Genomic DNA, 25,255 nt, shown 5'->3' with positions numbered 1-25,255 from the left:
TTTTGAAAAAGAAAGAAGGTGGCTGTGGTAACAGCAGCCGTTTAAACCAGGCCAATCCCAACTGCGAGAAAACGCGAGGTTCAAGGGATCACTATGCACGAAGGCACAATGCAGGCGTGGCTGGAATCGTCTCCCTTTGCGGGCGGTAATGCCAGCTACATCGAGGAGCTCTACGAGAGCTACCTGGAAGACCCAAGTTCTGTACCCTCAGAATGGAAAGCCGAGTTCGACAAGCTTCCCAAGGTCAAAGAAGGCTTTCCTGAAGCCAATTTCAGCCAAATCCGCGAGCAATTCCGGGTCATGGCATCGCAACCCCGACGTTTTGTCAGCGCCTCCGGCGACGGCGTAGACGCCAAGCAGGTTAAAGTCCTGCAACTCATCAACGCCTATCGTTTCCGTGGTCACCAACACGCCAACCTCGACCCTCTGGGCCTGTGGCAGCAAGAGCGTGTTGCTGAACTGGACCCGGCTTTCCACAGCCTTGACAGCAGTGATAACGACAAGACGTTCCACGTCGGCTCACTGGCGGTCAAAGATGACACCATGAAGCTGGGCGCGCTGGCTGACCTGCTGAAGAAAACCTACTGCGGCCCCATCGGTGCCGAGTACATGCACATTGTCAACACCGAAGAAAAGCGCTGGATCCAATCCCGCCTGGAAGCGGTGGCCGGTAAAGGCAGCTTCAGTAAAGAAGACAAAACCCGGATTCTGAACAGCCTGACCGCTGCCGAAGGCCTGGAAAAATACCTGGGTGCCAAGTTCCCCGGTGCCAAGCGCTTTTCCTTGGAAGGTGGTGATGCCCTGGTACCCATGGTCAAGGAAATCATCCGCCGCGCTGGCGAGCAGGGCGTCAAAGAAACCGTGATCGGCATGGCCCACCGTGGCCGCCTGAACATGCTGGTCAACGTGCTGGGTAAAAAGCCCCAGGATCTCTTTGACGAGTTTGCCGGTAAGCACAAGGACACCCTGGGTAGCGGTGACGTGAAGTACCACATGGGCTTCAGCTCCGACTTCGCCACCCCGGGCGGCAATATGCACCTGGCACTGGCCTTCAACCCCTCGCACCTGGAAATCGTTAACCCGGTAGTGATGGGCTCCGTTCGTGCCCGTATGGACCGCCGTGGCGACAAAGACGGCTCCAAAGTGCTGCCGATCACCGTGCACGGTGACGCGGCCATCGCCGGCCAAGGTGTGGTTGCCGAGACCTTCAACATGTCTCAAACCCGCGCTTACGGTGTGGGCGGTACTATCCGTATTGTCATCAACAACCAAGTGGGTTTCACCACCTCCAAGCGCGAAGATGCCCGTTCCACCCAGTACTGTACCGACATCGCCAAGATGGTACAGGCGCCCATCTTCCACGTGAACGGTGACGATCCGGAAGCGGTGGTATTCGTGTCGCAGCTGGCTCTGGATTATCGCAACACCTTCAAGCGTGACGTGGTAATTGACCTGGTGTGCTACCGCCGCCATGGCCACAACGAAGCGGACGAGCCCAATGCGACTCAGCCGCTGATGTACCAGAAAATCAAGAGCCACCCGACGCCGCGCGCCATCTACGCCGACCGTCTGGCCAGTGAGGGCAGCGTCTCTGCCGACGAAGCCAAGGCCTTGTCCGACGGTTATCGTGACCAACTGGACAAAGGCGAGTGTGTGGTTGAGGAATGGCGTCCCATGAGCGAGCACAGCTCCGACTGGAACCCCTACCTCAATAAAGAGTTCGACGCCGCCTACAACTCCGGTATCAAAACCGAGAAGCTGGCTGAGCTGGGTACGACCCTCGCCACCATCCCTGACGACGTGAAACTGCAGCGCCAGGTTGGCAAGATCTATGAAGATCGCCTGCTGATGGCCAAAGGCGAGAAAGCCCTGGACTGGGGTATGGGTGAAACTCTGGCTTATGCTGGCCTTTTGGATGAGGGCTACCATGTCCGCATCACCGGCCAGGACGTAGGCCGTGGCACCTTCTTCCACCGCCATGCTGTGCTGCACAACCAGACCGACGCTTCCGAGTACCTGCCGCTGGCCAACCTCAAGCAGGACCAAGGCAAGCTGGATATCTACGACTCGGTATTGTCTGAAGAAGCGGTACTGGCTTTTGAATACGGCTACAGCTCTGCCGAGCCACGCGGCTTGTTCATTTGGGAAGCCCAGTTCGGTGACTTCGTCAACGGTGCCCAGGTGGTTATCGACCAGTTCCTGAGCTCCGGCGAGCAGAAATGGGGCCGTCTGTGCGGCCTGACCATGCTGCTGCCCCACGGCTACGAAGGCCAAGGCCCTGAGCACTCCAGTGCCCGCCTTGAGCGTTTCTTGCAGCTGTGCGCCGACAACAACATGCAGGTTTGCGTACCCTCTACTCCGGCCCAGGTGTTCCACATGCTGCGCCGCCAGGTAGTGCGTCCGGTTCGTCGCCCGCTGATCGTGATGTCACCCAAGTCCCTGCTGCGCCACCCGCTGGCCGTTAGCAGCCTGGATGAGCTGGCGACCGAAGGCTTCCAGAACGTCATCAACGAAGTAGACGCCCTGGATCCGAAAAAAGTGAAGAAAGTGGTGTTCTGCGCCGGCAAGGTTTATTACGATCTGCTGGATGCGCGCCGCAAGAACGAGATTTCGGACATCGCCATCGTGCGTATCGAGCAACTCTATCCGTTCCCGGCCGAGGAAGTGCAGAAGGTGCTGGCCCAGTACAGCCATGTCACTGAATTTGCCTGGTGCCAGGAAGAGCCGAAGAACCAGGGCGCCTGGTACTTCATCCAGCACGACATCCGTGAGGCCCTGCCCAAAGGTGCCAACCTTGGCTATGCCGGTCGCAAAGCGTCCGCCGCACCGGCCGTGGGTTATGCCTCGGTGCACGCCAAGCAGCAGCAGGCGCTGGTCGCCGATGCACTCAACCTCGAAGTAAAAGATTAAGGCAAAAGGAACAATAGAATGAGCATCGAAATCAAGGTACCCGTCCTGCCGGAATCTGTGGCGGACGCCACCATCGCCACTTGGCACAAGAAACCCGGTGAAGCGGTCTCCCGTGACGAGAACCTGGTTGATATCGAAACCGACAAAGTGGTTTTGGAAGTACCCGCTCCTGAAGACGGCGTGCTGGGTGAGATCCTGTTCGAAGAAGGTGCCACCGTCACCGCCGAGCAAGTGATTGCCATCCTGAAAGCGGGCGCTGCCCCTGCTGCTGCTCCGGCTGCCGCTGCCGACGCGCCCAAGGCCGAAGCCGCTGCGCCTGCCGCTGCTGCTAGCAGCGACGAAACCTCTGACGTGCTGAGCCCCTCCGTGCGCCGCGCCCTGGCTGAAAAAGGCCTGAGCCCGGACGGCATCAAAGGCACTGGCGTTGGTGGCCGTATCACTAAAGAAGATGTAGACAACTACATCAAAAACGGTGCTGCCAAAGCCGCCCCGGCCGCTGCTGCCCCAGCCATGAGCGAGCGCTCCGAGAAGCGCGTGCCCATGACCCGCCTGCGCAAAACCATTGCCAAGCGCCTGCTGGACGCCAAAAACAACACCGCCATGCTGACGACCTTTAACGAAGTCAACATGAAACCGATCATGAGCCTGCGTAAGCAGTATCAAGAGATCTTTGAGAAGAAACACGGCATCAAGCTGGGTTTCATGTCCTTCTACGTGAAGGCGGTTGTTGAAGCGCTCAAACGTTTCCCCGATGTCAATGCCTCCATCGACGGCGACGACATCGTTTACCACAACTACTTCGACGTCAGCATTGCTGTATCCACGCCCAAAGGCCTGGTTACCCCTGTGCTGCGCGACGCCGACCAGATGGGTCTGGCTGACATCGAAAAAGCCATCCGCGACTTGGCCATCAAGGCCCGTGACGGCAAGCTGTCCATCGAAGACATGACCGGCGGTAACTTCACCATTACCAACGGCGGTGTATTCGGTTCTCTGATGTCTACCCCCATCATTAACCCGCCCCAGAGCGCTATCCTTGGCATGCACGCCATCAAGGACAGGCCCATGGCGGTGAATGGTCAGGTCGAGATCCTGCCGATGATGTACCTGGCCCTGTCTTATGACCACCGCATTGTCGATGGCCGTGAGTCCGTAGGCTTCTTGGTCACCATCAAGGACATGCTGGAAGATCCGACGCGTCTTCTGCTGGACGTTTAAGCTTTCAGGCAAAGGGGGGCCAAGGCCCCCCTAAATCTGGACGAAAGGCCGCAAGGCCTTTTTTGGGATGGTAGCCCCTAGCTGCCACAAACACGCAAAGAGACTGAGCATAATGAACTTGCACGAGTATCAGGCTAAGCAACTGCTCGCCGAGTACGGTCTGCCCGTATCCGAAGGCTTCGCGGTTGACAACCCTCAGGCTGCTGTAGAAGCTGCCTCCTCCATCGGCGGCTCCGAGTGGGTCGTAAAATGTCAGGTACACGCTGGTGGCCGCGGTAAAGCGGGCGGCGTAAAGGTCGTCGACTCTAAAGAGAAAGTGCGCGAATTTGCCGAGCACTGGCTGGGCAAAAACCTGGTGACTTACCAGACTGACGAGAAAGGTCAGCCGATCAACAAGATCCTGGTTGAATCCTGCACCGACATCGCCAAAGAACTGTACCTGGGTGCCGTTCTGGACCGCGCCAGCCGTCGCGTGGTGTTCATGGCTTCTACCGAAGGTGGCGTGGACATCGAAACCGTTGCTCACGAAACCCCCGAGAAGATCTTCAAAATGGCCCTCGACCCGCTGGTCGGCCCGCAGCCTTACCAAGGCCGTGAGCTGGCGTTCAAGCTGGGCCTCGAAGGCGACCAAATCAAGCAGTTCGTTAAGATCTTCATGGGTCTGGGCAAACTGTTCACCGATTACGATCTGGCCCTGCTGGAAATCAACCCGCTGGTCATCACCGACAAAGGCAACCTGCACTGCCTGGACGCCAAGATCAACATCGATTCCAACGCCATGTACCGTCAGCCCAAGCTGCGCGAAATGCACGATCCGTCTCAAGAAGACGCCCGTGAAGCCCGTGCTGCTCAGTGGGAACTGAACTACGTTGCTCTGGAAGGCAACATCGGCTGTATGGTTAACGGCGCTGGCCTGGCCATGGGTACCATGGACATCGTGAAATTGCACGGTGGCCAACCTGCCAACTTCCTGGACGTAGGCGGCGGTGCTACCAAAGAGCGCGTATCCGAAGCCTTCAAAATCATCCTGTCTGACGACGCCGTTAAAGCGGTACTGGTCAACATCTTCGGCGGCATCGTGCGCTGCGACATGATCGCAGAAGGCATCATCGGTGCTGTGGAAGAAGTCGGCGTGAAAGTGCCGGTTGTTGTTCGTCTGGAAGGTAACAACGCAGAGCTGGGCACCAAGAAGCTGGCCGAAAGCGGCCTGAACATCATTGCCGCCACCAGCCTGACTGACGCTGCCCAACAGGTTGTCAAAGCTGCGGAGGGTAAATAATGAGCGTTCTGATTAACAAAGATACCAAGGTCATCTGCCAAGGTTTCACCGGTGGTCAAGGTACCTTCCACTCCGAGCAAGCCATTGCTTACGGAACCAAGATGGTTGGCGGTGTGTCTCCGGGTAAAGGCGGCACCACTCACCTGGGTCTGCCGGTGTTCAACACCGTGCGTGATGCCGTAGAAACCACTGGCGCTACCGCCACTGTTATCTACGTTCCGGCTCCGTTCTGTAAAGACGCCATCCTCGAAGCCATCGACGCTGGTATCGAACTCATCATCTGTATCACCGAAGGCATCCCGACCCTCGACATGCTGGACGTTAAAGTCAAGCTGCAAGAGACCGGTGTGCGCATGATCGGCCCGAACTGCCCCGGCGTTATCACGCCGGACGAGTGCAAAATCGGCATCATGCCTGGCCACATCCACAAGAAAGGTAAAGTGGGTATCGTTTCCCGCTCTGGCACCCTGACCTACGAAGCGGTTAAACAAACCACTGACGAAGGTTTCGGCCAGTCTACCTGTGTGGGTATCGGTGGCGACCCGATCCCGGGCTCCAACTTCATCGACATTCTGGAAATGTTCCAGAACGACGACGAAACCCAAGCCATCGTGATGATCGGTGAGATCGGCGGTACTGCTGAAGAAGAAGCGGCTGCCTACATCAAAGCCAACGTCACCAAGCCGGTTGTGTCCTACATCGCCGGTGTAACTGCTCCTCCGGGCAAGCGTATGGGTCACGCTGGCGCCATCATCTCCGGCGGTGCCGGTACTGCTGATGAGAAGTTCGCTGCCCTGGAAGACGCTGGTGTTAAAACCGTGCGCTCCCTGGCCGATATCGGCAAAGCCCTGCGCGAAGTAACCGGCTGGTAAGCTCGGTTGTTTTGCTAAAAAGCCGCCTTAAGGCGGCTTTTTTTATGCCTTGATAAGCTGGCCCACCTTCACTTGGTTGCGTCCGGCAAGCTTGGCCTCGTACAGGGCGCTGTCGGCGCACTGAAAGAGCTCACGCTGGGTGAGGTACTGGCTGGGCACGGCCGCCGCTACCCCCAGGCTTAAGGTCACCACTTTGGTCTCGGACTTTACGTGGGGCAGGGCCAGTTGCTGCACCGCCTGGCGAATGCGCTCGGCCACGGTTTGCGCCTCTTCGGTATAGGCGCCTGCCATCACCACCGCAAACTCCTCCCCGCCGTAGCGGCCCACCAGGGTATTAGCGCGGCGCACGCTTTGACTCAAGGCCTTGGCGACCTTGATCAGGCAATCATCGCCCGCCACGTGGCCGTAATGGTCGTTGTACTGTTTAAAGACGTCGATGTCGCAAATGATGATGGCAAGCGGATGGCGCTCATCCAGGCATTGCTTCCAGGCCTGGTGAAAGAATTGGTCCAAGTGGCGACGATTGGCCACCTTGGTCAGGCCATCGAGGTTGGTGAGTTTGGCAAGATTCTGGTTGTGGCTGAGCAGCAGGGCATTTTGCTCGGCAAGCTGGTTTTGCAGTAAAAACGCCAGCCTTGCCGATTTTTCCTGGTGGTAGCAAATCATCATGCCAACGATATTGGCGCCAATAAAAAAGAACTGGTTAGAGAGCAGGCCCTTAAGGCTGGGGTGGTTGACGGTAAATTCCACCACCTCGAATATCAGCACCAGGGTCCAGCAGCAGCAGGTGGCGGTGACAAAGCGCAGCTTGGCAAAACCGTAACCGAACATGAAGGCGAGAATAAGCCCGGCGTAATAGAGGTAGCTGTCGGTCTGGGAGGTGAGGGTGGTGAGATAAATGACTCCGCTACCTCCCAGCAGCACCAAAAAAGCCAGTGCGCCCTGATAAAAGCCCATAAAGCTTTTATGAAAGGACAGGGCCAGCACCATGAGCCCGGCTGGCAAGAATACCCCGAAGCGGCAAACCCAAGCCTCAAGGAGGCGCTCTGGCAGTACCAGTAAATCCAAGATGGCGAACAGGGAAAAGTAAAAGACGCCAAAGCCGATGGCAATGCGGGCCTGGCCCAGGGTGTTGTGGAAATACGCCTCGCGAAAGGGCTGCTCCCAATCGGCCTGGTTACCCACAAAATGCAGGCTAAAGGGCGCTAGCTGCGCCCTAAGGCCCCCCGTCGCGGCTTTTTCCGAAGGCGATGCTGCTGTCATTGGCTTGGGTCCGGTAATTTTCATCCTTGAAAGACAAGCGCTTATCAACGTCGTATCATTGGCCCGCCACGAATGGGAGGACCTATGAACCACTATAGCCGAGGTGCCAATAAAGGCATTGTGCTGCTGTCTGTACTGCTTTGCCTGCTGATCGCCGCCATTGGCGGCTGGCGCTGGCAAGTAGGGGAAGCCTACGGTGTGTGGGTGATGGGGATCTTCAGCCTCTTCGCGTTGCTGTTTTTAAGCGCCCTTAGCCGCAGCTGCATGTACCTGGCAGCCGATGAGCAAGGCCTGACTCTCCATTACTGGTTCAGCAAGGGCCATGTTGCCTGGCAGGAAATAGAGACTCTTGGCCTGGTTTACCATCACGTGTTTCCGTCGGTGGGGCTGTGCCTGACCGAGAGCGGTCGTGATAAGTGGCCAGGGCGGGTGTATGACCGCCAAACCATGAACGTTGATGCGGTGCTGCCAAGTTGGGTGGCGGCCAGGGCCGAGCAGGTATTACACCGGCTTGAGCAATGCCGTGGCCAGCGACCGGCGCCATAAGCACTTGCCTTTGGCCCGGTGGCTCGGGGTACCATGGGCAATTGCCTGATTGAACATGAGTCGACAGTGATGGAATTTACCTTACTTCCCGTCACGCCTTTTGCCCAAAACTGCACCCTGGTCTGGTGCCCCGAAACCCGCAAAGCCGCCGTGATAGACCCGGGCGGTGAGCCCGAGCGCATCCTGGCCGAGCTGGCCAAACGGGATCTGGAGCTTGACGCCATCTGGCTGACCCACGGCCACCTTGACCATGTCGGCGCTACCGGCGAGCTTAAAGCGCGCCTTGGGGTGCCGGTAATTGGCCCCCATCAAGCCGACGATTTCTGGTTAAGCCGCCTGGACGAGCAAGCGCGGATGTTCGGTTTTCCCGCCCCGGTTGCCTTTAGCCCCGACCGTTACCTCGATGACGGCGATACGCTAACCCTCGGCACCCTTCGCTTTGAGGTGCTCCATTGCCCCGGCCACACCCCGGGCCATGTGGTGCTCTTTAACCGTGAGGCTCGCTGGGCCCAAGTGGGGGACGTGCTTTTTAAAGGCTCCATCGGCCGCACCGATTTTCCCATGGGCAACCACCAGCAGCTGCTGGATGCCATTCGCAATAAATTGTTTCTGCTGGGCGACGATGTGCGTTTTGTGCCCGGCCACGGCCCCATGTCCACCCTCGGAGAAGAGCGCCGTACCAACCCCTTTGTTGCCGATAGCCGCTTTGGCTGAGGAAGGTTTCCATGTCTCCTGTATTAAATGAACTGTTGTCGCTGTTGGAACTTGAGCCGGTAGAGAAGGGTATCTTTCGTGGCCAGAGCCAGGATTTGGGCTTTCCGGCCTTGTTCGGCGGCCAGGTACTGGGCCAGGCCATGAGCGCCGCCCAGGCCACCGTCGATACCGGCCGCAGCGCCCACTCCCTGCACGCCTATTTTCTGGAAGCGGGCGACGCCAAAAGCCCGGTGGTGTACCTGGTGGAAAACCTGCGCGACGGCGGCACCTTTTCTACACGGCGGGTTAAGGCCATCCAGCACGGGCGGCCTATTTTTGAGCTCACCACCTCCTTTCAAATCGCCGAAGAAGGCTTTTCCCATCAGGACGAAATGCCGCCGGTACCCGGCCCTGATGGGCTGAAAAGCGAACGTGAGCTGGCCGAGCCGCTGGCCGAGCGCTTGCCCAAGCGCATTCTCGAGAATTTCCTCACCGAAATGCCCATCGAGATGCGCCCGGTGGTGTTTCACGACCCCACCGCGCCCGAAGTGGCCGAGCCGGTCCGGTACGTGTGGATAAAGGCCAACGGCATGATGCCAGATGACCCGCGCATCCATCAGTACCTGCTGGCCTATGCCTCTGACTTCAATTTCCTGCCCACTTCTTTACAGCCTCATGGCCGCAGCTACATGGAGCCAACCCTGCAGGTGGCCTCCATCGACCACGCCATGTGGTTCCACCAGGATTTTCGGATGGACGACTGGCTGCTGTATGTGGTGAAAAGCCCCATTGCCAGTGGCGCCAGGGGCTTGGTGCGCGGCCAGTTCTTTGACCGCCAGGGCCGGCTGGTGGCCTCCACCCAGCAAGAAGGGCTTATTCGCCAGCGAAAGCCAAAAACGCCGCAATAAATGCCTACAAAAAAGCGCCCGAAGGGGCGTTTTTTTATGCTGGCTCTTCAATGGGGCGCACCTTTCTTGCCAGTAGCAGGGCCAGCAGGCCAAGGGCTGCCATCACCAGGAACACCTTGCCGCCCAGGGCCTCAAAGAGGCCACCTGTCACCAACATCATCGCCGCTACCGACAAGCTCAGGGCCAGGGCCGAATACAGCGCCTGGGTACCCACCCCATGGTGGCGCGGCAGCTCTTTGCTGATGTAGGTAATGGCGCCAAGGTGGGCGAGGGTGAAGGTGAGGCCGTGCATGGCTTGCAGCAAGACCAGCTGCCACAGGCTGCTGGCAAAGGCGGTGCCGGTCCAGCGCAGCATCACAGCAACGGCGGCAATGCTCAGCAGCCAGCTGGCATGCTTGTTGCCGAAAAGCCGCTTGGCAAAGAAGAACACCGCCACTTCCACCACCACGCCCCAGCTCCATAAAAAGCCGATGGTGCCGGCACTGATACCAAGGGACTGCCAATAAATGGCTGAAAAGCCGTAATAGGCGGCGTGGCTGCCTTGAATGGCCATATTGGTAAACAGAAAACGGCGCAGTTTGGGTAGCTTAAGTAACTGATGCCAGGGCGTGCTGGCTTTAGCCGCGGCGCCATCGATGAGCGGCACCGACATGGCTGGCAGGGTGCCGAGGAACATCATCATCTGGGTGACCAGCAGGCACCACAGCACCGCCTGGCTCCCCCACAGGCCGGTGAAATAGCCCATCAGGGTCGACATCACCACAAAGGCCACCGACCCCCACAGCCGCACCTTGCCGTAATCAATGCCGATCTGCGCCACCATGCGGGTGGCGATGGCGTCGGAGATGGGCATCAGCGGCGAGTAGAGTAGGGAGCTTATTAAGGTCAGCCCCAGCAGCAGCGGCAGGCTTTGGGGAAGGAGAAAGCCGCAAAACAGCACCAAGGTGGCCAGGGACAATAGCCTTGCCGCCGGCATCAGTTGCTCGGAGCGGCGAATGCGGGTGGTGATAAAAAGCGAGCCCATGGCGCGAGTGCCTTGGGCCACCCCCAGCAAAATGCCAATCAGGGCCGGGGTCAGGGACTGGCCTTTGAGCCACAGCGACCAAAACGGCAGATAGATCCCCCAGCCTAAGAAAAAGTGTATATAAAACAAAGATAACCAACGTGTAGGGCTCAGGGTCATCACAGCATCCTTGGGCAGCGGGGCTGGGATCTTCGCCTGCCAATTGCGCCGGGTCAAGGCAGCCGGGGCAGGGGGCTGCCATGCTCGATAAAAAGGAGGCGTTATGTTTGACGTGGTTACCCTGGGCTCGGCAACGGTAGACCTTTTTGCCGACACCGATTCGGAGCTGGTACAAATCGAAACCCGCCACAGCTTAGAGCGGCTTATTGCCTATCCGCTGGGGGGCAAAATTCTTATCAAAGACCTGAATATCACGGTGGGTGGCGGCGGCACCAACACCGCCGTCGCCTTTGCCCGCCAGGGCCTTAAGACCGCCTTTTTAGGGAAAATTGGCGATGACCCTCAAGGCCAGCAGGTGCTCGATTTACTGGCAGCGGAGGGGGTCGATTTTGTCGGTGTAAAAGCTGGGCAGACCGGATTGTCGGTTATTCTCGACTCCATTGATGACGACCGCACCATTTTGGCGTTCAAAGGCGCCAACGATTTTTTAAGTGAGGATGAGGCCGTGTTGCCGCGGTGCCGCTGGCTTTATTGCTCGGCGATGCTGGGCCAAAGCCTTGCCACCCTAAAGGCGCTGGTAGCCAAAACTCATGCCAAGGTGGCCTTTAACCCTTCCAGTTATCTTGCCAAAGAGGGCTTGGCGGCCTTGCAGCCCATTCTTGAGCGCCTGACGGTGCTGGTGCTCAACAAGGAAGAAAGCGCCATGTTGCTGGGCTGGGACGAGCGGGAAAACCACGGCAGCGATGCATTACTCAAAGCCCTGGCCAGCCGGGTTGCCATACCGGTGATTGCCATCACCGACGGCGCTGCTGGCGCCATAGCCACAGACCGGCACATTGTGGTGTGGGCCGAGCCACAGCAAGGGTTGACCATTGTTGAAACCACTGGCGCCGGCGACGCCTTTGCCAGCGGTTTTGTGGCGGCCCTGGCCTGTGGCCGGGCGCTGGAGCAGGCGGTAAAAGCCGGCATGCTCAACGCCGAGTCGGTGCTGGCCTTTAAAGGCGCCAAGAATAAATTGCTGGATAAACCCAGTCTTGAGAAGAAGCTCGCGGCGGATAACCGTGTCTTTAAGCGCTCGCCCTGGCAGCCCTAATAAAGCCGGGTTTTTAGCCCGGCTTTTTTTATGAGCCCATTATTTGGGCTGGGCGTCGATACTCTGGCCGTTGACGCTCTTGCTGTCCGGCCCCATCAGGTACAGATAAAGGGGCATCAAGTCGGCCGGGGTTTTCAAGGTCATGGGATCTTCGGCCGGAAAGGCTTTGGCACGCATGGCAGTGCGGGTGCCGCCGGGGTTGATGCAGTTAACCCGCAAAGGCCCTTTGCTGTTTTCATCGGCCAGCACCTGCATCATGCCTTCGGTGGCAAACTTGGACACCGCATAAGCGCCCCAGTAGGCGCGGCCCTTTTTACCCACCCCAGAACTGGTAAAGATAAGGCGGCCATCTTCGCTGGCCTTTAACAGTGGCAACAGGGCGCGGGTCATCCGAAAGGTGGCGTCGACGTTGATTTTCATCACCTTGTCCCAGCTGTCGTCGTCGGTCTGCTCAAAGGGGGTAAGGGTGCCGAGCTCCCCGGCGTTCATCAGCACGCCGTCCAACCGCCCGAACTGGTTTTCAATGGTCAGCGCCATATCGCGATAGTGCTGGTCGGTAGCGCCCAGCATATCCAGAGGGATGATGGCGGCCTGGGGGGCGCCTATGGCGGCGATGTCGTCATAAACGGCTTCTAAGTTTTTAACATTTCGCCCCAGTAGCAACACGGTGGCGCCATGGGCGGCATAACAGAGTGCGGCTTCCCGGCCGATACCGGCGCTGGCGCCTGTGACCAGAACAACTCTGTTTTTTAAGATATCTTTTGAGGCTTGGTAGTCGAGCATGGATAATCTCGTCCGGCAATTTGACGCCAGTCTACCTGAACCGGGAGAAGGGCCCAAATAGGCGAGGATAGAAGTTTTTACGGGAAAGATTTGTAAAAAGTCGGACCAGTGAGTAACGTATTGACCCGATGGTCAACTAAAACAAAACAACCATTTAATGGGGAATATCATGGATAAGAAATTTGTCAGCATCGCTGTGTTGGCAGCACTGGGCCTGAGTGCCTGTGGAGATGACTCCTACAGCGAAACACCCGGAACAGATAACAGCATCGCAACTGCCCGTATCGCTTACGATCCCTCCAATGGAGTGCTGCCGATCCCCAACGATCTGCTGCTGAGCGGTACCACGGACGGCACCCTTAACATCCCCGGTGTCGCCGATGAGTCCAGCCCTTACGATCCTCAAGCCGTGTTGTCCGGCATGGACGGCTGGTCGTTGAGCACGCCTTTTACCATCAGTGTTGACTTGCCCACCGGCCTCACCCTGGACGAAGCCTCAGTGCAGCAAGCTGGCGCCGTAGTGCTTTTGAAAGTCACCAAAGGTGGCGAAGACGCCAACTGCGCCGATGCGTCCTCCGTTGACGCCTGCACCTTCGAATCGGCCCTGACCTTTGGTACCGATTTCACCACCGCAGTCACCAACGACAACACCATCGCCATCGTGCCCCTGAAGCCTTTGGACGCCAAATCTGCTTACGTTGTCGCCACCACCAGCCTGGTACATGACTCCGAAGGCCGCTCCGTGCAAGGCTCTGCCACGTATAACCTGCTTAAACAGGACGTGGAGACCACCCCGCTGGGTACCGCCAGCCAGTTGTCCGCGCAAACCGCCGTCAACTCCTATGAAAAGGTGCTGGCCGCTGCCGGTATCGACAAAGACAGCGTCACCTACTCCGGCCTCTTTACTACCCAGAGCACCATCGACACCCTCAACTACGCCAAACTGGTGTTGATGCAGACCCTGCAAGCCGGGCAGCTGAGCTTGTCGGCCCTGACCGACACTGGCAAGACCGCTGCCGATGTGCTGGGCCTGGATGGCTCCACCACCGCCGGCCAACTGGCCAGCGGCGCCGAAGTGTATAAAGCCACTCTGAGCCTGCCGTACTTCCTGGATAAACCCACTGCAGCTGATTTTGCAAGCGGCGCCTGTAACATCGCGACTGGCGACCTGACCCAGTGCGACGCCCTGTCTTCTCGCTGGATTGCCTCCGGTGACAGCCCGGCAGCGGTGCTGCTGGCCCTGCAAAACGGCACCCTGAGCCAGGCCAACTACGCCCAGCAGGCAGCAAATCAAGGTATCGACCCTACCGCTGCGCTCACCAACAACGCGCTGCTGGTTGGCGCCAGCTTCACCAACGACGCTGGCGATGATGTTGACCCGCTCAAGTTCATCACCAAGTACAACCCGGTGCCTAAGGTCCGCTCCATCAAGACCATTGACGTACTGGTTACCCTGCCTATCCCCAGCACCGTTAACAACCTGCGTGGCGCTTTGAGCATGGACGGCACTATTGCCAAAGGCGCAGCCGGCTGGCCTACCGTGGTCTACGGCCACGGCATTACCTCCTATAAAGAAACCGGCCTTGCCATCGCCGGCACTCTGGCCCTTAACGGCCAGGCGATGATCGCCATCGACCTGCCGCTGCACGGTACCCGTGGCCTGGACCTGACCGGTGACGGCCAAGAGAACCTCAATGCCGGTGACAACGTCGGTATTTACACCAACCTGGCCAGCCTTGGCACGGTGCGTGACAACCTGCGCGAGAGCGTGATGGACGAGCTGTCCCTGCGCGCGGCGCTGACTGCCCAAACCCTAGGCGGCGGCACCACCCTGGACGGCACCGATGTCAGCTACATGGGTATCTCCCTGGGCTCCATCGTCGGTTCTGAGGCGGTAGCGGTGGGTAACACTGAAACCAAGGATCCGAGCGGTAACGATTACTCGGCCTTCTTTAGCTTCAAGACCGCGGCCCTGTCGGTGCCTGGCGCTGGTGTAGCCGGTATTTTCGCCTTCTCACCGGCTTTTGCAGCCACGGTACAAGATGGCCTGGTGGCGTCTTCCAGCTTCCAGACCGCACTGGCCGCTGCCAACACCAACAACCTGCAACCGGGTGATGCCGGCTATGAGCAACTGGTTGACGCGGTGTACGAGCAGTTCCTGCCGCAGTTCCTGTTTGCCGCGCAAACGGTGCTGGATTCGGCCGACCCCATCGCCTATGGCGTGACCCTCAAGGGCAATACCCCTGGGCTGCTGGTTCACGAAGTGGTGGGTAACGGCACTGCCGGCACCAGCGATCAGGTCATCCCCAACAGCAACGCCGCCTTCGGTTATCCGCTGTCCGGTACCGATCCGCTGGTGGCAAGCCTGGGCCTGACCCCCATCACGGCTACCCTGACCAGCACTGACGGCACCACCCAGGTCAGCGGTGTAGCGCACTTTAATGCTGGCGCTCACACCTCCTTGCTGTCACCGGCCAGCTCGGCTGCTGTGACCACCGAGATGCAAACCCAAGTGGCCAGCTTCCTGGCCAGTAAAGGTTTGACCATCCTGGTCACCAACAGCGCGGTACTGGCAGACGCGGCGCAAGACTAAGTCGCCGTAAATGCGTAAAAACACCCGGCCACTGGCCGGGTGTTTTGTTTTACACTCAAGGCTTTGCAGTCACGGAGTAGTGAAATTGGATTTTCTTTCTCAATACGGCCTGTTCCTGGCCAAGACCCTGACCTTGGTGGTAGCCATAGTGGTATTGCTGGTGGTGGTGGCCGCGCTTTCCCTTCGCAAGCAGCGCCAAAAAGGGGAGCTGACCGTTACCGACTTGGGTAAACGTCTGCGCGGCTATGGCCAGCGTCTCAAAGCCGAACTACTGGATAAAAAGGCCCTTAAAGCCGAGGAAAAGGCGGCCAAAAAGGCCAGTGATGACGGCAAACCCACCCTCTTTGTGCTGGATTTTCACGGCTCCATGGACGCCCATGAAGTGGAAGCCCTGCGCGAAGAAGTGACCGCAGTATTGGCGGTGGCCGGGGCACAAGACGAAGTGCTGCTGCGGCTGGAATCTCCGGGCGGCGTGGTCCATGGTTATGGCTTGGCCGCTTCGCAACTGGCGCGAGTCCGGGATGCCGGGGTTCCGCTGACCGTTGTGGTAGACAAGGTGGCCGCCAGTGGCGGTTACATGATGGCCTGCGTTGCCGACCGGATCTTGGCAGCGCCCTTTGCCATGCTAGGCTCTATCGGTGTGATAGCGGGCATTCCTAACCTGCATAAGGTTTTGAAAAAGCACGACATCGACTACGAGCAACACACCGCAGGCAAATTCAAACGAACCCTTTCCGTGTTGGGGGAGAACACCGAGGAAGGGCGCGAGAAGTTTGTTGCCGATCTCAACGTGATCCACGGTCACTTTCGCAACCACGTGAGCCAATTTAGGCCGCAGCTGGATGTGGAGCAGGTGGCTACCGGCGAAGTGTGGCTGGGGGTCGATGCGCTGGAGAAAGGCCTGATTGACGACATTGCCACCTCCGATGCTTACCTGACTGCCAAACTCGGCAGCCATCGGATCTTGGCGGTCAGTTACCAACTCAAACGCAAACTGGGTGAGAAACTGGGCTTGTCCCTGCGCGCCGTGCTGACGCGGCTTGGCCTGTAAGGCACTGTAAAGCAAGGTATACCCTGGGAGCGGATCTCTAACACTAAAGTAGGCTGGTGCCTTGGCAAAGCCGGGCGCTAGCATGGCCCAAGTTTCATAAGGAGACTGTGATGTCTGGGTTTAATAAGATCGTTCAAAGTTACGAAGAGGCCTTGGCTGGCATCGAAAGCAATATGACGGTAATGGTGGGTGGTTTTGGCCTGTGCGGTATTCCCGAAGGTCTTATCACCGCCATGCGAGATACCGGTGTCAAAGGCCTGACCTGCATTTCCAACAATGCTGGGGTCGATGACTTTGGTCTTGGCCTGCTGCTGCAGACCAAGCAGATCAAGAAGATGGTGGCGTCTTATGTCGGTGAAAACGCCGAGTTTATGCGCCAGATGCTCTCTGGCGAGCTGGAAGTGGAACTGACCCCCCAAGGTAACCTGGCTGAAAAAATTCGTGCCGGTGGCGCCGGTATCCCGGCCTTTTTCACCGCCACCGGCTACGGCACCCCGGTTGCCGAAGGCAAAGAAACCCGCGAAATCGACGGCCGCCACTATGTGCTTGAGCCGAGCCTGACCGCCGATTTTGCCTTGGTGCGCGCCTATCAAGCGGATCGCTTCGGTAACCTGACCTTCCGCAAGACCGCCATGAACTTCAACCCGATGATGGCCACCGCCGGCAAAATTACCGTGGTGGAAGCCGAAGAAATCGTTGACGCGTTGGACCCTGAGTTTATCCATACCCCCGGCATTTATGTCGACCGGGTTATCAAGGGCACCTTTGAAAAACGCATCGAGCAACGGACCGTAAGGAGCTGAGTCATGGCACTGTCCCGCGAACAAATGGCGGCCCGTGTCGCCAAAGAACTCAAAGACGGTTACTACGTTAACCTCGGTATCGGCATTCCCACCCTGGTGGCCAACTACATTCCCGAGGGCATCGATGTGATGTTGCAATCGGAGAATGGCCTGCTGGGCATGGGCGCTTTCCCAACCGAAGACGAGGTAGACCCGGATCTCATCAATGCCGGTAAACAGACTGTCACCACTGTGAAGGGTGCCAGCTTCTTCAACTCTGCCGAATCCTTTGCGATGATCCGTGGCGGCCACGTGGATCTGACCGTGCTGGGGGCTTTTGAGGTGGATATCCAAGGCAACATCGCCAGTTGGATGATCCCCGGCAAGCTGGTCAAGGGCATGGGCGGCGCCATGGATTTGGTGGCTGGTGCCGATAACATCATCGTCACCATGATGCATGCCGATAAATACGGCAATTCAAAACTGCTTCCCCTGTGCGAGCTGCCTCTGACCGGGGCCGGTTGCATCAAAAAGGTCCTTACCGACCTGGGGTATTTCGAAATAGAGAATGGCGCCTTCGTTCTGAAAGAACGTGCGCCCGGGGTCAGCGTTCAGGAAATCCGTGAAAAGACTGCCGGCAAGCTCATTGCTGCCGACGATGTTCCAGAAATGGAGGTATGACATGAAAGTGCTGGTAACGGGTGGTGCCTCTGGCATCGGGTTTGGTATCGCCGAACAGTTTGCTAACGCCGGCCATGAGCTGGTGCTGGCTGACCTGGACGGCGCCAAGGCGGCAGAAGCCGCCGCCAAGCTACCCAAGGCCATAGGCGTGGCCATTAACGTCACCGATGCAACCGCTGCCGAGGCCCTTGCCAAGGAAGTGGGCGCCATTGATGTGCTGGTCAATAACGCCGGCATTCAACACGTGGCGCGGCTCGAAGACTTCCCTGCCGACAAGTGGCGCCAACTGATTGATATCATGCTGGTAGGGCCGATGATCATGACCAAAGCCTTCCTGCCCGCCATGCGCGAGCAGAACTTTGGCCGCATCATCAATATCGGCTCTATCCACTCGCTGGTGGCATCCCCCTATAAATCAGCCTATGTGTCAGCCAAGCATGGCCTCTTAGGCTTTGCCAAGACCCTGGCCCTGGAGTTGGGTGAGGCGGACATCACCGTCAACACCATCTGTCCGGCTTATGTGAAAACCCCGCTGGTAGACAAGCAAATTGCCGACCAAGCGCGGGAAAACAACATGACCGAAGAGGATGTGGTGGCCAACATCTTCCTGGCACCCATGGCCAAAAAGGCCTTTATCACCCTCGAGGAGATCGCGGGCTCTGCCATGTTCCTCATCAGCCCTGCGGCCCGTAACATCACGGCCCAGACCCTGGTGCTGGATGGAGGTTGGACCGCCAGGTGATGCCGCTGGGGTGGGGGCCGGTTACCCTGGTCTCCCTTGCCTATATTGCCCTGCTGTTCGCCATCGCCTATTGGGGTGAGCGCGTCAATGCCAGGCACCGGCTGTCCGGATGGACAGCCGGTTTGTCATTGGGGGTTTACTGCACGTCTTGGGCCTTTTTCGGGGTAACAGGGCAAGCGGTACATAACGGCTGGTGGCTCCCCCCCACTTACACCGGCACTATCTTGCTGTACCTCTTTGCTTTCCCCGCTTTAAAGCGCCTGGCTATTCATATCCGGCGCAACAACATCACTTCCATTGCCGATTTTATCGCCACCCGCTTTGGCCGCAGCCGCGCCTTGGCGGTGTCGGTAACCTTGGTGGCGGTGGCCTCCATCATCCCGTATATCGCCTTGCAGTTAAGGGCGGTGGCCGATGCCATCAATGTTCTGACCGATCACCAAAGCAGCCACTGGTGGCAAGACACCGCGCTGGGGGTCGCCCTGGCCATGGCCATCTTTGCCATGTTGTTTGCCTCGCGCCACACCCAGGCCCAGGCCCATAACGCCGGTATGATGACGGCGCTCGCCTTCGAGTCCATCGTCAAGCTGATTGCCTTTTGGGTGTTGGCGCTGGTGGTGGTGTACGGCCAGTTTGGCGGCTTTGGCCCGCTGCTTCAGGCGGCCGCCCAAAGCCCGCAGGTGGCCAAGCTGCAACAGCAAGCAGCCCCCGGTTATGTCTATTGGGTCCACACCCTCTTAGGGCTGGCCGCTACCTTGTGTTTGCCAAGGCTTTTTCACCTCACTTTTGTTGAAAGTCCCCGTTTGCCTTTTTTGCGCCGTACTCGCTGGCTGTTCCCGGCCTACCTGGTGGCTATTGGCATCTTTACCCTGCCGCTGGGCCTCGCCGGTGCCGTGTTGCTGGGCGATTCGGTAAGCCCGGACCGCTACGTGCTCTACCTGCCCATGGCGCTGAACTCGCCCTGGCTGACCCTGCTGGCTTACCTTGGCGGCCTCTCGGCCTCTACCGCCATGGTGGTGGTGGCAACGGTGGTGCTGTCAATCATGATCACCAACGATCTCACCGCGCCGATGCTGCTAAAAGTGCGGGGCTTGCCGGAGACGGGGCAGGGCAGCTGGCTGCTGTGGCTGCGGCGCCTGGCGATGCTGGTGGTGGTGCTGGGGGGCTTTTTCTATTACCGGGCCAGTGTCAGCAGCGACACCTTGTCGCAAATGGGGCTGATGGCCTTTGTGCTGGTGGCGCAGCTATTCCCGCCGCTGGTGCTGGGGCTGGTGTGGCGCGGCACCAACTCCAAGGGCGCCCGTGCCGGGTTAATGGCCGGCTCGCTGCTTTGGGCTTACACCCTGCTGCTCCCTCAAGGCTTTGGGGTGGCGGTGCCGGGATTGCCGGTGCCCATGGACGCCATCAGTTTTGGCACGCTGCTTAGCCTTGGGGTCAACCTGGCGCTCACCGTGCTGGTGTCGTTTTTGTCCCATACCTCGGTCAGCGAGCAATTGCAGGCCGACTCTTTTATGCGCCAGCCCCTGCACGTAGCCTCATCGGTGCTGACGGTGCAAGACTGCTTTGAACTGGTCAAACGCTTTGCCGGCGAAGACGTAGCCGAGGGCCTTATTCGCCGCCAGTACCCCGGTGCGACCGAGCTGTCCCGCCAGGCGGCTCCTCCGGCCTTGGTTCAGCAGGTAGAAAAACACCTCTCGGCGGTCATTGGCGGCGCCTCGATGCGCATGGTGATGGACGCGCTTCGGGCCCAAAAGGCGCTGCCGCTGTCGCAAGTGGCGAGCTTTGTGGACGAAGCCTCCCAGGTGCTGCGCTTTAACCAGAGCCTGCTAACTGCAACTATCGAGAACATCTCCCAGGGCATCAGTGTGGTGGACAGGGACATGCGCATCATTGCCTGGAACCGGCGCTACCTGGAGCTATTCGACTACCCAGGCGACCTGGTAACGGTAGGCCGGCCGGTGGAAGACTTAATCCGTTTTAACGCCGAGCGTGGTTTACTCACTGGTGACCCTACCCAGGAAGTGCAGAAACGTCTCAATCACCTGCGGTCGGGCTCGCGCTACCGCTACCAGCGCCGCCAGGACGACGGCACCGTGGTGGAGATGGAAGGCCACCCTCTGCCCGGCGGCGGCTTTGTTACCACCTACACCGACATCACCGAGTTTATCCAGGCCCAGCAGCAGCTCACCGAGCTTAACGAGGCGCTGGAAGAGCGGGTGGAAGAGCGCACCCAGGCCCTGCAAACCGTTAACAGCCAGTTGCTGGCTGCCAACCGCGCCGTAGAAGAAGCCACCGCCGCCAAAACCCGCTTTTTTGCCGCGGCGGGGCATGATCTCTTGCAACCTTTTAACGCCGCCATCCTTTTTAGCGCGCTGTTAAAGGAAAAAGCCCCACAAGGGGCGTTAAAGGCCCTGGCCGATAACGTGCAAAGCTCGCTGCAATCGGCCGAAAGCCTGCTCTCGGCGCTGCTGGAGATAACCAAAATCGATGCCGGCGCCGTCAAGGCGGAGCTGAGCGATTTCCCCTTAAGCGAGGTGCTGGAGCCGTTGGTGCGTGAATTCTCCGCCATCGCTTCTGATAAAGGCTTGGCCCTTCGCGCTGTGCCCACAATGCTTTGGGTGCGTTCCGACAAGCGCCTGCTGCGCCGTATCGCCCAGAATCTTCTGGCCAACGCCGTGCGCTACACCGAGCGAGGCACAGTGCTGTTGGGGGTAAGGCGCCAAGGGCAGGAATTGACGCTCTGGGTGCGAGATACCGGCCCCGGCATTGCACAAAAAGACCAACTGCGCATCTTCACCGAGTTCCAGCAGCTCGGCCCCGGCCAGGGGCAGGGCCTGGGACTGGGCCTTGCCATCACCGACCGGCTTTGCCGCCTGCTTGGCCACCGCCTGGCTTTGGACTCGGCGCCGGGGCAGGGCGCCGCTTTTGGGGTCAGTCTGCCAAGGGCCCGCGCCGGGGCGGCGCCTCAAAAGACCTTGAGCCAGCGCCAAACCCAGCAATGGCTGCCAAAATTGCCAATTTTGGTGATGGATAACGACGATAACGTCCGCGAGGCGTTAAGTGCGCTGTTGGAAAGCTGGGGCGCCGAAGTGCACGCCGTGCGTTATGAGGCCGAGACCCAGATGCTGGCGGCGCCGGCGCTGCTGCTGATTGACTATCACCTGGATGATGGCGCCCTTGGGGTAGACGTGGCCCGGCGCCTGCAAGCGCGGTGGGGGGAGCTGCCTTGTGTTATTCACTCGGCTGACCAGGGGGATGCGATTCGCAGCGCCGTTATCGACGCTGGCTTTCACTTCCTGCTAAAACCGGTCAAACCCATGCCGCTTAAGAATCTGGTCAGAAGGTTGCTGGCTTGAGGTGATCTACCTGCTGCAGGCTTTGGTACAAAAGCCCGGCCTGGGTGCGGTTATTGACTTCGAGCTTTCGCAAAATGGCCGACACATGCTGCTTGATGGTGGTTTCCTGCACGTCCATTTCATAGGCTATCTGCTTGTTTAATAGGCCATCGGCAATCATTTTCAGCACCCTTAGCTGCTGGGGTGTGAGCTTGGCCAAGAGGCTTAAGTGCTGGGTGTCGTCGCCACTGACCACCTCAATGCCTTCAGGCAGCCAGGTATCGCCATTTCGCACCGCAGCAATGGCCTCGGCCAGCAGTGGCAGCGGCGCCGATTTGGGTACAAAGGCACTGGCGCCAAGGGCCATGGCCCGGCCGATAGTGGTGGCGTCTTCGTGGGCGGAGATCATGATAACCACCACATCCGGGTACTCGGCCCTGAGGATGGACAACCCGGCAAAGCCGTCTGTGCCCGGCATCATCAAATCCAGAAACACCAGTTCGGTACTGGGGTGGCGCTTTAGCAGTTCCCACACCTCGTCCATCGAGGCCGCTTCCATGACGGGGCCTTCGAGGAGGGTTTCGGTCGCCTGTTTAAGGGCGCCCCTAAAGAGGGGATGGTCGTCAGCAATAATGGCATGCACGGCTGGCATAAATACCTTGTCTACTCTGGCGGCTAGTGTACCGACACTGCGTCGCCGGCGCAGCACCTGTTCTAGATAAGGGGCGGATAACCCTTGCACTTTCAAAACAATAGGGCCATTAGCCGCTGTTGAACGCTGTACCTTAGTACTATGGTCAAGATTTTGATGTTCCCCCAGACTGCGTTAACAACATCATAAACAGGAAATTGCCATGTTGAGTTTAATCGGCTTGCTGGTGGGTCTTGGGGGACTTATCTGGCTCACCATGCGGGGGGTGAACCTCTTTTTGAGTGCACCGCTCTGTGCCTTGCTGGTGGCCTTTACTGGCGGCGTGCCGTTCTGGCACGGCGGCCAAAACGATTTTGTGACCGGCTATATGGGCGGCTTTGGCGGCTTTGTCTCGGCCTGGTTCCTGATGTTCCTGCTGGGCTCCATGTTCGGCAAATTCATGGAAGACACCGGCGCTGCCGAAGCGGTGGCGAGGGCCATTATCAGCAAACTTGGCGTCAAACATGCCGCCCTGGCGGTGGTGCTGGCCTGTGCGGTGCTGACCTACGGCGGCGTGTCGCTGTTTGTGGCGGCCTTCTCGGTGTACCCGGTGGCGCTGTCGCTCTTTAAAGACGCCAACCTGCCACGGCGTTTTATTCCGGCGGCCCTGGCCTTTGGTTCGGTGACCTTCACCATGACCTCGGCCGGCTCACCGGAGATCCAGAACTGGATCCCCATCAAATACCTGCACACCAGCCCCTATGCCGGCTGGCAAGTATCCTTGGTGGTGGCCGTTTTCATGATGGTGGTGGGCTACCTGTGGCTTAACTACATGCTGAAAAAAGCCGTGGCCCGTGGCGAGCATTTTGTTGACCGCGAAGGCGACACTCACCCTGATGAGCGCACCCTGCCCAAGGCCTGGACCGGGCTGCTGCCGCTGGTGGTGGTGCTGGTGCTCTCTTACCTGTTGCACGACAGCATGGCCCAAGCGGCCTTGATAGTGGCCCTGGCCGGCGGCGTAGCCACCTTGTGGCTGATCAACTTCAAGCACTTTATCAACCAGCAGGCGGCCATGTCGGCGGCCGCTACCGGCGCTTTGGTGGCCATCGGTAACACCGCGGCGGTGGTGGGCTTTGGGGCCGTGGCCAAGCTGTCACCGGCTTTTCATACCGTGGTGGACGCCATGACCTCCCTGCCAGGCAACGAGCTTATCGGCGCCTCGGTCGCGGTGTCGGTGATAGCGGGGCTGACCGGTTCGGCCTCCGGTGGCCAAGTGATCGCCTTGCCGGCGGTGGCGCCCCATTACCTGCAACTGGGGGTCGACCCCAGCGCCTTGCACCGGGTGGTGGCCATTTCCTCTGGCGCCCTGGATTCATTGCCCCATAACGGTTACGTGGTCACCACCATCCGTGCTATTTGTGGAGAGCGCCATGAAGATGCCTATTGGCCCCTGGCCGCCCTGACGGTGGTGGTGCCGATATTCGGGGTGATCCTGGCCATTGCCCTGTTCAGCCTGTTCTAAGGAGTTGTGATGGAGTCCCTGCCGCTGGTCGAGAAACGCCAATTTAGCCTCAAGCAGTTTCAGACACAGGGCGGGGCGGTGCTGGATGTCACCGTAGGCTGGGAGGCCTACGGTGAGCTCAATACCGATGCCAGCAACGTTATCCTCATCACCCATTATTTTTCCGGCAATTCCCATGCCGCTGGCCGGTATCGCACTAGCGATGCCGAGCCTGGCTACTGGGACGCCATCATCGGGCCGGGCAAGGCTATCGACACCAACCGTTTTTATGTGGTCAGTGTCGATAGCCTTGCCAACCTGCAACCGCTGAGCCCCGATGTCATCACCACCGGGCCTGCCAGCATCAACAGTGCCACCGGCCACCCCTATGGCCTGGATTTTCCGGTGGTGGCCATCCGCGATTTCGTCAATGTGCAAAAGGCGCTCCTTGAGAGCCTGGGCATCACCGCGCTTTATGCCGTGGTGGGGCCATCCATGGGCTCGTTCCAGGCGCTGGATTGGGCGGTGGCATACCCCGATTGGGTGCCGAGAATGGCAAGTGTGATTGGCGCCGGCCAACTTGACGCCTGGACAGTACTGGGCCTTGAGCGTTGGAGCGATGCCGTCAAAAGCGACCCCGCTTGGCAAGGCGGCGACTATTACGCCAGTGGCCAGCCAGCCGAGGGCATCAACCTGGCGTTGGGCTACCTCTTTTTGGATGCCACGGCGCCCGCCAGTATCAATAGCCTCTACGCGCCGCCTATCGACGAGTTGCCCTGCACCGATATTCGCGCCCGCCACCAGTGCGTTACCCAGCACCTGGCTGCCATGGCGGCCAAGGCCGCTTTTGTAGACGCCAACAGCATCCTTTATTTGGTACGGGCCTCGCAAAACTTCATTGCCGGCTTTAGCGGCAACCTTAAGGACAACCTTGAGCGGGTGCAGGCGCGCTGCCTCTTTATGCCGGCCAGCCACGACCGGCTGCTGATGCCTTACCTTGCCCGCCACGCCCATGAATTGCTGCAAAGCCTGGGTAAAGACAGCCACTACCAGGAAATCGACGGCATTTGGGGCCATCTCGACGGCATTGCCAGTATCTCAAGCCAGGCCGAGACGCTGCGCCGCTTTCTTGAAGGTGGCATCATGGGCAAGTAAGCTGGCACCTTTTGCTAGTGCCCTTGGGCCTTCAGG

General features: G+C 58.9%; 20 protein-coding genes. 16 read left to right on the top strand and 4 right to left on the bottom strand.

Annotated features, from left to right (window positions below):
* Positions 1-93: 93 nt before the first annotated feature.
* The 4 genes from EDC28_RS11685 to sucD all read left to right on the top strand — a co-directional run bounded on the left by EDC28_RS11685 (position 94) and on the right by sucD (position 6,279).
* Positions 94-2,910, top strand: a complete 2,817-nt coding sequence (locus EDC28_RS11685; protein ID WP_050659995.1) for a 2-oxoglutarate dehydrogenase E1 component — start codon at positions 94-96, stop codon at positions 2,908-2,910.
* Between the two features lie 18 nt (positions 2,911-2,928).
* Complete coding sequence (gene odhB, locus EDC28_RS11680) at positions 2,929-4,128, top strand: 2-oxoglutarate dehydrogenase complex dihydrolipoyllysine-residue succinyltransferase (RefSeq protein WP_050659996.1); 1,200 nt, start codon at positions 2,929-2,931, stop codon at positions 4,126-4,128.
* A gap of 112 nt (positions 4,129-4,240) precedes the next feature.
* Complete coding sequence (gene sucC, locus EDC28_RS11675) at positions 4,241-5,407, top strand: ADP-forming succinate--CoA ligase subunit beta (RefSeq protein ID WP_050659997.1); 1,167 nt, start codon at positions 4,241-4,243, stop codon at positions 5,405-5,407.
* The gene (gene sucD, locus EDC28_RS11670; RefSeq protein ID WP_050659998.1) at positions 5,407-6,279 is read left to right on the top strand and encodes a succinate--CoA ligase subunit alpha; all 873 of its coding nucleotides are present in this window, start codon (positions 5,407-5,409) and stop codon (positions 6,277-6,279) included. Before sucC ends, sucD begins: the two co-directional genes overlap by 1 nt.
* A 42-nt stretch (positions 6,280-6,321) precedes the next feature.
* On the opposite strand, the gene EDC28_RS11665 is transcribed toward sucD, so the two are convergent.
* Positions 6,322-7,542 carry a diguanylate cyclase gene (locus EDC28_RS11665; RefSeq protein ID WP_170164111.1) on the bottom strand — a complete coding sequence of 407 codons (1,221 nt, stop codon included), beginning with the start codon at positions 7,540-7,542 and terminating at the stop codon, positions 6,322-6,324.
* Positions 7,543-7,626: 84 nt separating this feature from the next.
* Here EDC28_RS11665 and EDC28_RS11660 point away from each other — a divergent pair, with 84 nt between their 5' ends.
* The 3 genes from EDC28_RS11660 (at position 7,627) to tesB (ending at position 9,689) form a co-directional block, all read left to right on the top strand.
* Positions 7,627-8,088 (top strand): hypothetical protein, encoded by a 462-nt coding sequence (locus tag EDC28_RS11660; RefSeq protein WP_050660000.1) that lies wholly within the window; start codon positions 7,627-7,629, stop codon positions 8,086-8,088.
* Positions 8,089-8,157: 69 nt separating this feature from the next.
* A complete protein-coding gene (locus EDC28_RS11655; protein WP_083445951.1) occupies positions 8,158-8,802 on the top strand; it encodes an MBL fold metallo-hydrolase in 645 nt (214 codons plus the stop codon).
* Positions 8,803-8,813: 11 nt separating this feature from the next.
* Entirely contained in the window at positions 8,814-9,689 is an 876-nt protein-coding gene (gene tesB / locus EDC28_RS11650; protein ID WP_123421718.1) for an acyl-CoA thioesterase II, read from the top strand.
* Positions 9,690-9,723: 34 nt separating this feature from the next.
* Here tesB and EDC28_RS11645 read toward each other — a convergent pair whose 3' ends face one another.
* On the bottom strand, positions 9,724-10,872 hold the full coding sequence (locus EDC28_RS11645) for a 3-phenylpropionate MFS transporter (protein WP_123421717.1): 1,149 nt from the start codon (positions 10,870-10,872) through the stop codon (positions 9,724-9,726).
* Positions 10,873-10,975: 103 nt separating this feature from the next.
* On the opposite strand from EDC28_RS11645, the gene EDC28_RS11640 reads away from it, so the two are divergent.
* Positions 10,976-11,965: a carbohydrate kinase family protein gene (locus EDC28_RS11640; RefSeq protein ID WP_123421716.1), complete on the top strand. Its 990-nt coding sequence runs from the start codon at positions 10,976-10,978 to the stop codon at positions 11,963-11,965.
* Between the two features lie 39 nt (positions 11,966-12,004).
* Here the strand turns inward: EDC28_RS11640 and EDC28_RS11635 are convergent, their stop codons facing one another.
* Positions 12,005-12,748: a YciK family oxidoreductase gene (locus tag EDC28_RS11635; protein ID WP_123421715.1), complete on the bottom strand. Its 744-nt coding sequence runs from the start codon at positions 12,746-12,748 to the stop codon at positions 12,005-12,007.
* Positions 12,749-12,917: 169 nt separating this feature from the next.
* Here EDC28_RS11635 and EDC28_RS11630 point away from each other — a divergent pair, with 169 nt between their 5' ends.
* The 6 genes from EDC28_RS11630 (at position 12,918) to EDC28_RS11605 (ending at position 21,953) form a co-directional block, all read left to right on the top strand.
* Positions 12,918-15,341 carry a VolA/Pla-1 family phospholipase gene (locus EDC28_RS11630; protein ID WP_170164109.1) on the top strand — a complete coding sequence of 808 codons (2,424 nt, stop codon included), beginning with the start codon at positions 12,918-12,920 and terminating at the stop codon, positions 15,339-15,341.
* A gap of 85 nt (positions 15,342-15,426) precedes the next feature.
* Positions 15,427-16,392, top strand: coding sequence for a protease SohB (sohB, locus tag EDC28_RS11625; protein WP_123421713.1), 966 nt, complete (start codon positions 15,427-15,429; stop codon positions 16,390-16,392).
* A gap of 110 nt (positions 16,393-16,502) precedes the next feature.
* Positions 16,503-17,195 (top strand): CoA transferase subunit A, encoded by a 693-nt coding sequence (locus tag EDC28_RS11620; RefSeq protein ID WP_050660007.1) that lies wholly within the window; start codon positions 16,503-16,505, stop codon positions 17,193-17,195.
* A gap of 3 nt (positions 17,196-17,198) precedes the next feature.
* Entirely contained in the window at positions 17,199-17,855 is a 657-nt protein-coding gene (locus tag EDC28_RS11615) for a CoA transferase subunit B (protein ID WP_050660008.1), read from the top strand.
* Between the two features lies 1 nt (position 17,856).
* A complete protein-coding gene (locus tag EDC28_RS11610; protein ID WP_050660009.1) occupies positions 17,857-18,597 on the top strand; it encodes a 3-hydroxybutyrate dehydrogenase in 741 nt (246 codons plus the stop codon).
* Positions 18,582-21,953, top strand: a complete 3,372-nt coding sequence (locus EDC28_RS11605) for a PAS domain-containing hybrid sensor histidine kinase/response regulator (protein ID WP_244946586.1) — start codon at positions 18,582-18,584, stop codon at positions 21,951-21,953. The genes EDC28_RS11610 and EDC28_RS11605 overlap by 16 nt, the downstream gene beginning before the upstream one ends.
* Here EDC28_RS11605 and EDC28_RS11600 read toward each other — a convergent pair.
* A complete protein-coding gene (locus EDC28_RS11600) occupies positions 21,934-22,584 on the bottom strand; it encodes a response regulator transcription factor (RefSeq protein WP_198174024.1) in 651 nt (216 codons plus the stop codon). The two genes, EDC28_RS11605 and EDC28_RS11600, sit on opposite strands and share 20 nt — an antisense overlap.
* Positions 22,585-22,786: 202 nt before the next feature.
* On the opposite strand from EDC28_RS11600, the gene EDC28_RS11595 reads away from it, so the two are divergent.
* Together EDC28_RS11595 and EDC28_RS11590 are read left to right on the top strand one after the other, a co-directional pair.
* A complete protein-coding gene (locus tag EDC28_RS11595) occupies positions 22,787-24,085 on the top strand; it encodes a GntP family permease (RefSeq protein ID WP_050660010.1) in 1,299 nt (432 codons plus the stop codon).
* Positions 24,086-24,094: 9 nt separating this feature from the next.
* Positions 24,095-25,219 carry an E22 family MetX-like putative esterase gene (locus tag EDC28_RS11590; protein ID WP_123421712.1) on the top strand — a complete coding sequence of 375 codons (1,125 nt, stop codon included), beginning with the start codon at positions 24,095-24,097 and terminating at the stop codon, positions 25,217-25,219.
* The last annotated feature ends 36 nt before the right edge of the window (positions 25,220-25,255 follow it).

The sequence above is a fragment of the Gallaecimonas pentaromativorans genome (genome assembly GCF_003751625.1).
Lineage (GTDB): Bacteria > Pseudomonadota > Gammaproteobacteria > Enterobacterales > Gallaecimonadaceae > Gallaecimonas > Gallaecimonas pentaromativorans.
Note: the sequence above shows the minus strand (reverse complement) of the source record. Positions and strands in the feature narration are given on the sequence as shown.

Excerpts from the sequence above, each read along its gene's own strand:
- EDC28_RS11645 (WP_123421717.1), bottom strand. The coding sequence starts at position 10,872 with ATGACCCTGAGCCCTACACGTTGGTTATCTTTGTTTTATATACACTTT.
- EDC28_RS11610 (WP_050660009.1), top strand. The coding sequence starts at position 17,857 with ATGAAAGTGCTGGTAACGGGTGGTGCCTCTGGCATCGGGTTTGGTATC.
- sucD (WP_050659998.1), top strand. The coding sequence starts at position 5,407 with ATGAGCGTTCTGATTAACAAAGATACCAAGGTCATCTGCCAAGGTTTC.
- odhB (WP_050659996.1), top strand. The coding sequence starts at position 2,929 with ATGAGCATCGAAATCAAGGTACCCGTCCTGCCGGAATCTGTGGCGGAC.
- EDC28_RS11595 (WP_050660010.1), top strand. The coding sequence starts at position 22,787 with ATGTTGAGTTTAATCGGCTTGCTGGTGGGTCTTGGGGGACTTATCTGG.
- tesB (WP_123421718.1), top strand. The coding sequence starts at position 8,814 with ATGTCTCCTGTATTAAATGAACTGTTGTCGCTGTTGGAACTTGAGCCG.
- EDC28_RS11615 (WP_050660008.1), top strand. The coding sequence starts at position 17,199 with ATGGCACTGTCCCGCGAACAAATGGCGGCCCGTGTCGCCAAAGAACTC.
- EDC28_RS11630 (WP_170164109.1), top strand. The coding sequence starts at position 12,918 with ATGGATAAGAAATTTGTCAGCATCGCTGTGTTGGCAGCACTGGGCCTG.
- EDC28_RS11665 (WP_170164111.1), bottom strand. The coding sequence starts at position 7,542 with ATGACAGCAGCATCGCCTTCGGAAAAAGCCGCGACGGGGGGCCTTAGG.
- EDC28_RS11660 (WP_050660000.1), top strand. The coding sequence starts at position 7,627 with ATGAACCACTATAGCCGAGGTGCCAATAAAGGCATTGTGCTGCTGTCT.
- EDC28_RS11640 (WP_123421716.1), top strand. The coding sequence starts at position 10,976 with ATGTTTGACGTGGTTACCCTGGGCTCGGCAACGGTAGACCTTTTTGCC.
- EDC28_RS11685 (WP_050659995.1), top strand. The coding sequence starts at position 94 with ATGCACGAAGGCACAATGCAGGCGTGGCTGGAATCGTCTCCCTTTGCG.
- EDC28_RS11635 (WP_123421715.1), bottom strand. The coding sequence starts at position 12,748 with ATGCTCGACTACCAAGCCTCAAAAGATATCTTAAAAAACAGAGTTGTT.
- EDC28_RS11655 (WP_083445951.1), top strand. The coding sequence starts at position 8,158 with ATGGAATTTACCTTACTTCCCGTCACGCCTTTTGCCCAAAACTGCACC.
- EDC28_RS11600 (WP_198174024.1), bottom strand. The coding sequence starts at position 22,584 with ATGCCAGCCGTGCATGCCATTATTGCTGACGACCATCCCCTCTTTAGG.
- EDC28_RS11590 (WP_123421712.1), top strand. The coding sequence starts at position 24,095 with ATGGAGTCCCTGCCGCTGGTCGAGAAACGCCAATTTAGCCTCAAGCAG.
- EDC28_RS11620 (WP_050660007.1), top strand. The coding sequence starts at position 16,503 with ATGTCTGGGTTTAATAAGATCGTTCAAAGTTACGAAGAGGCCTTGGCT.
- sucC (WP_050659997.1), top strand. The coding sequence starts at position 4,241 with ATGAACTTGCACGAGTATCAGGCTAAGCAACTGCTCGCCGAGTACGGT.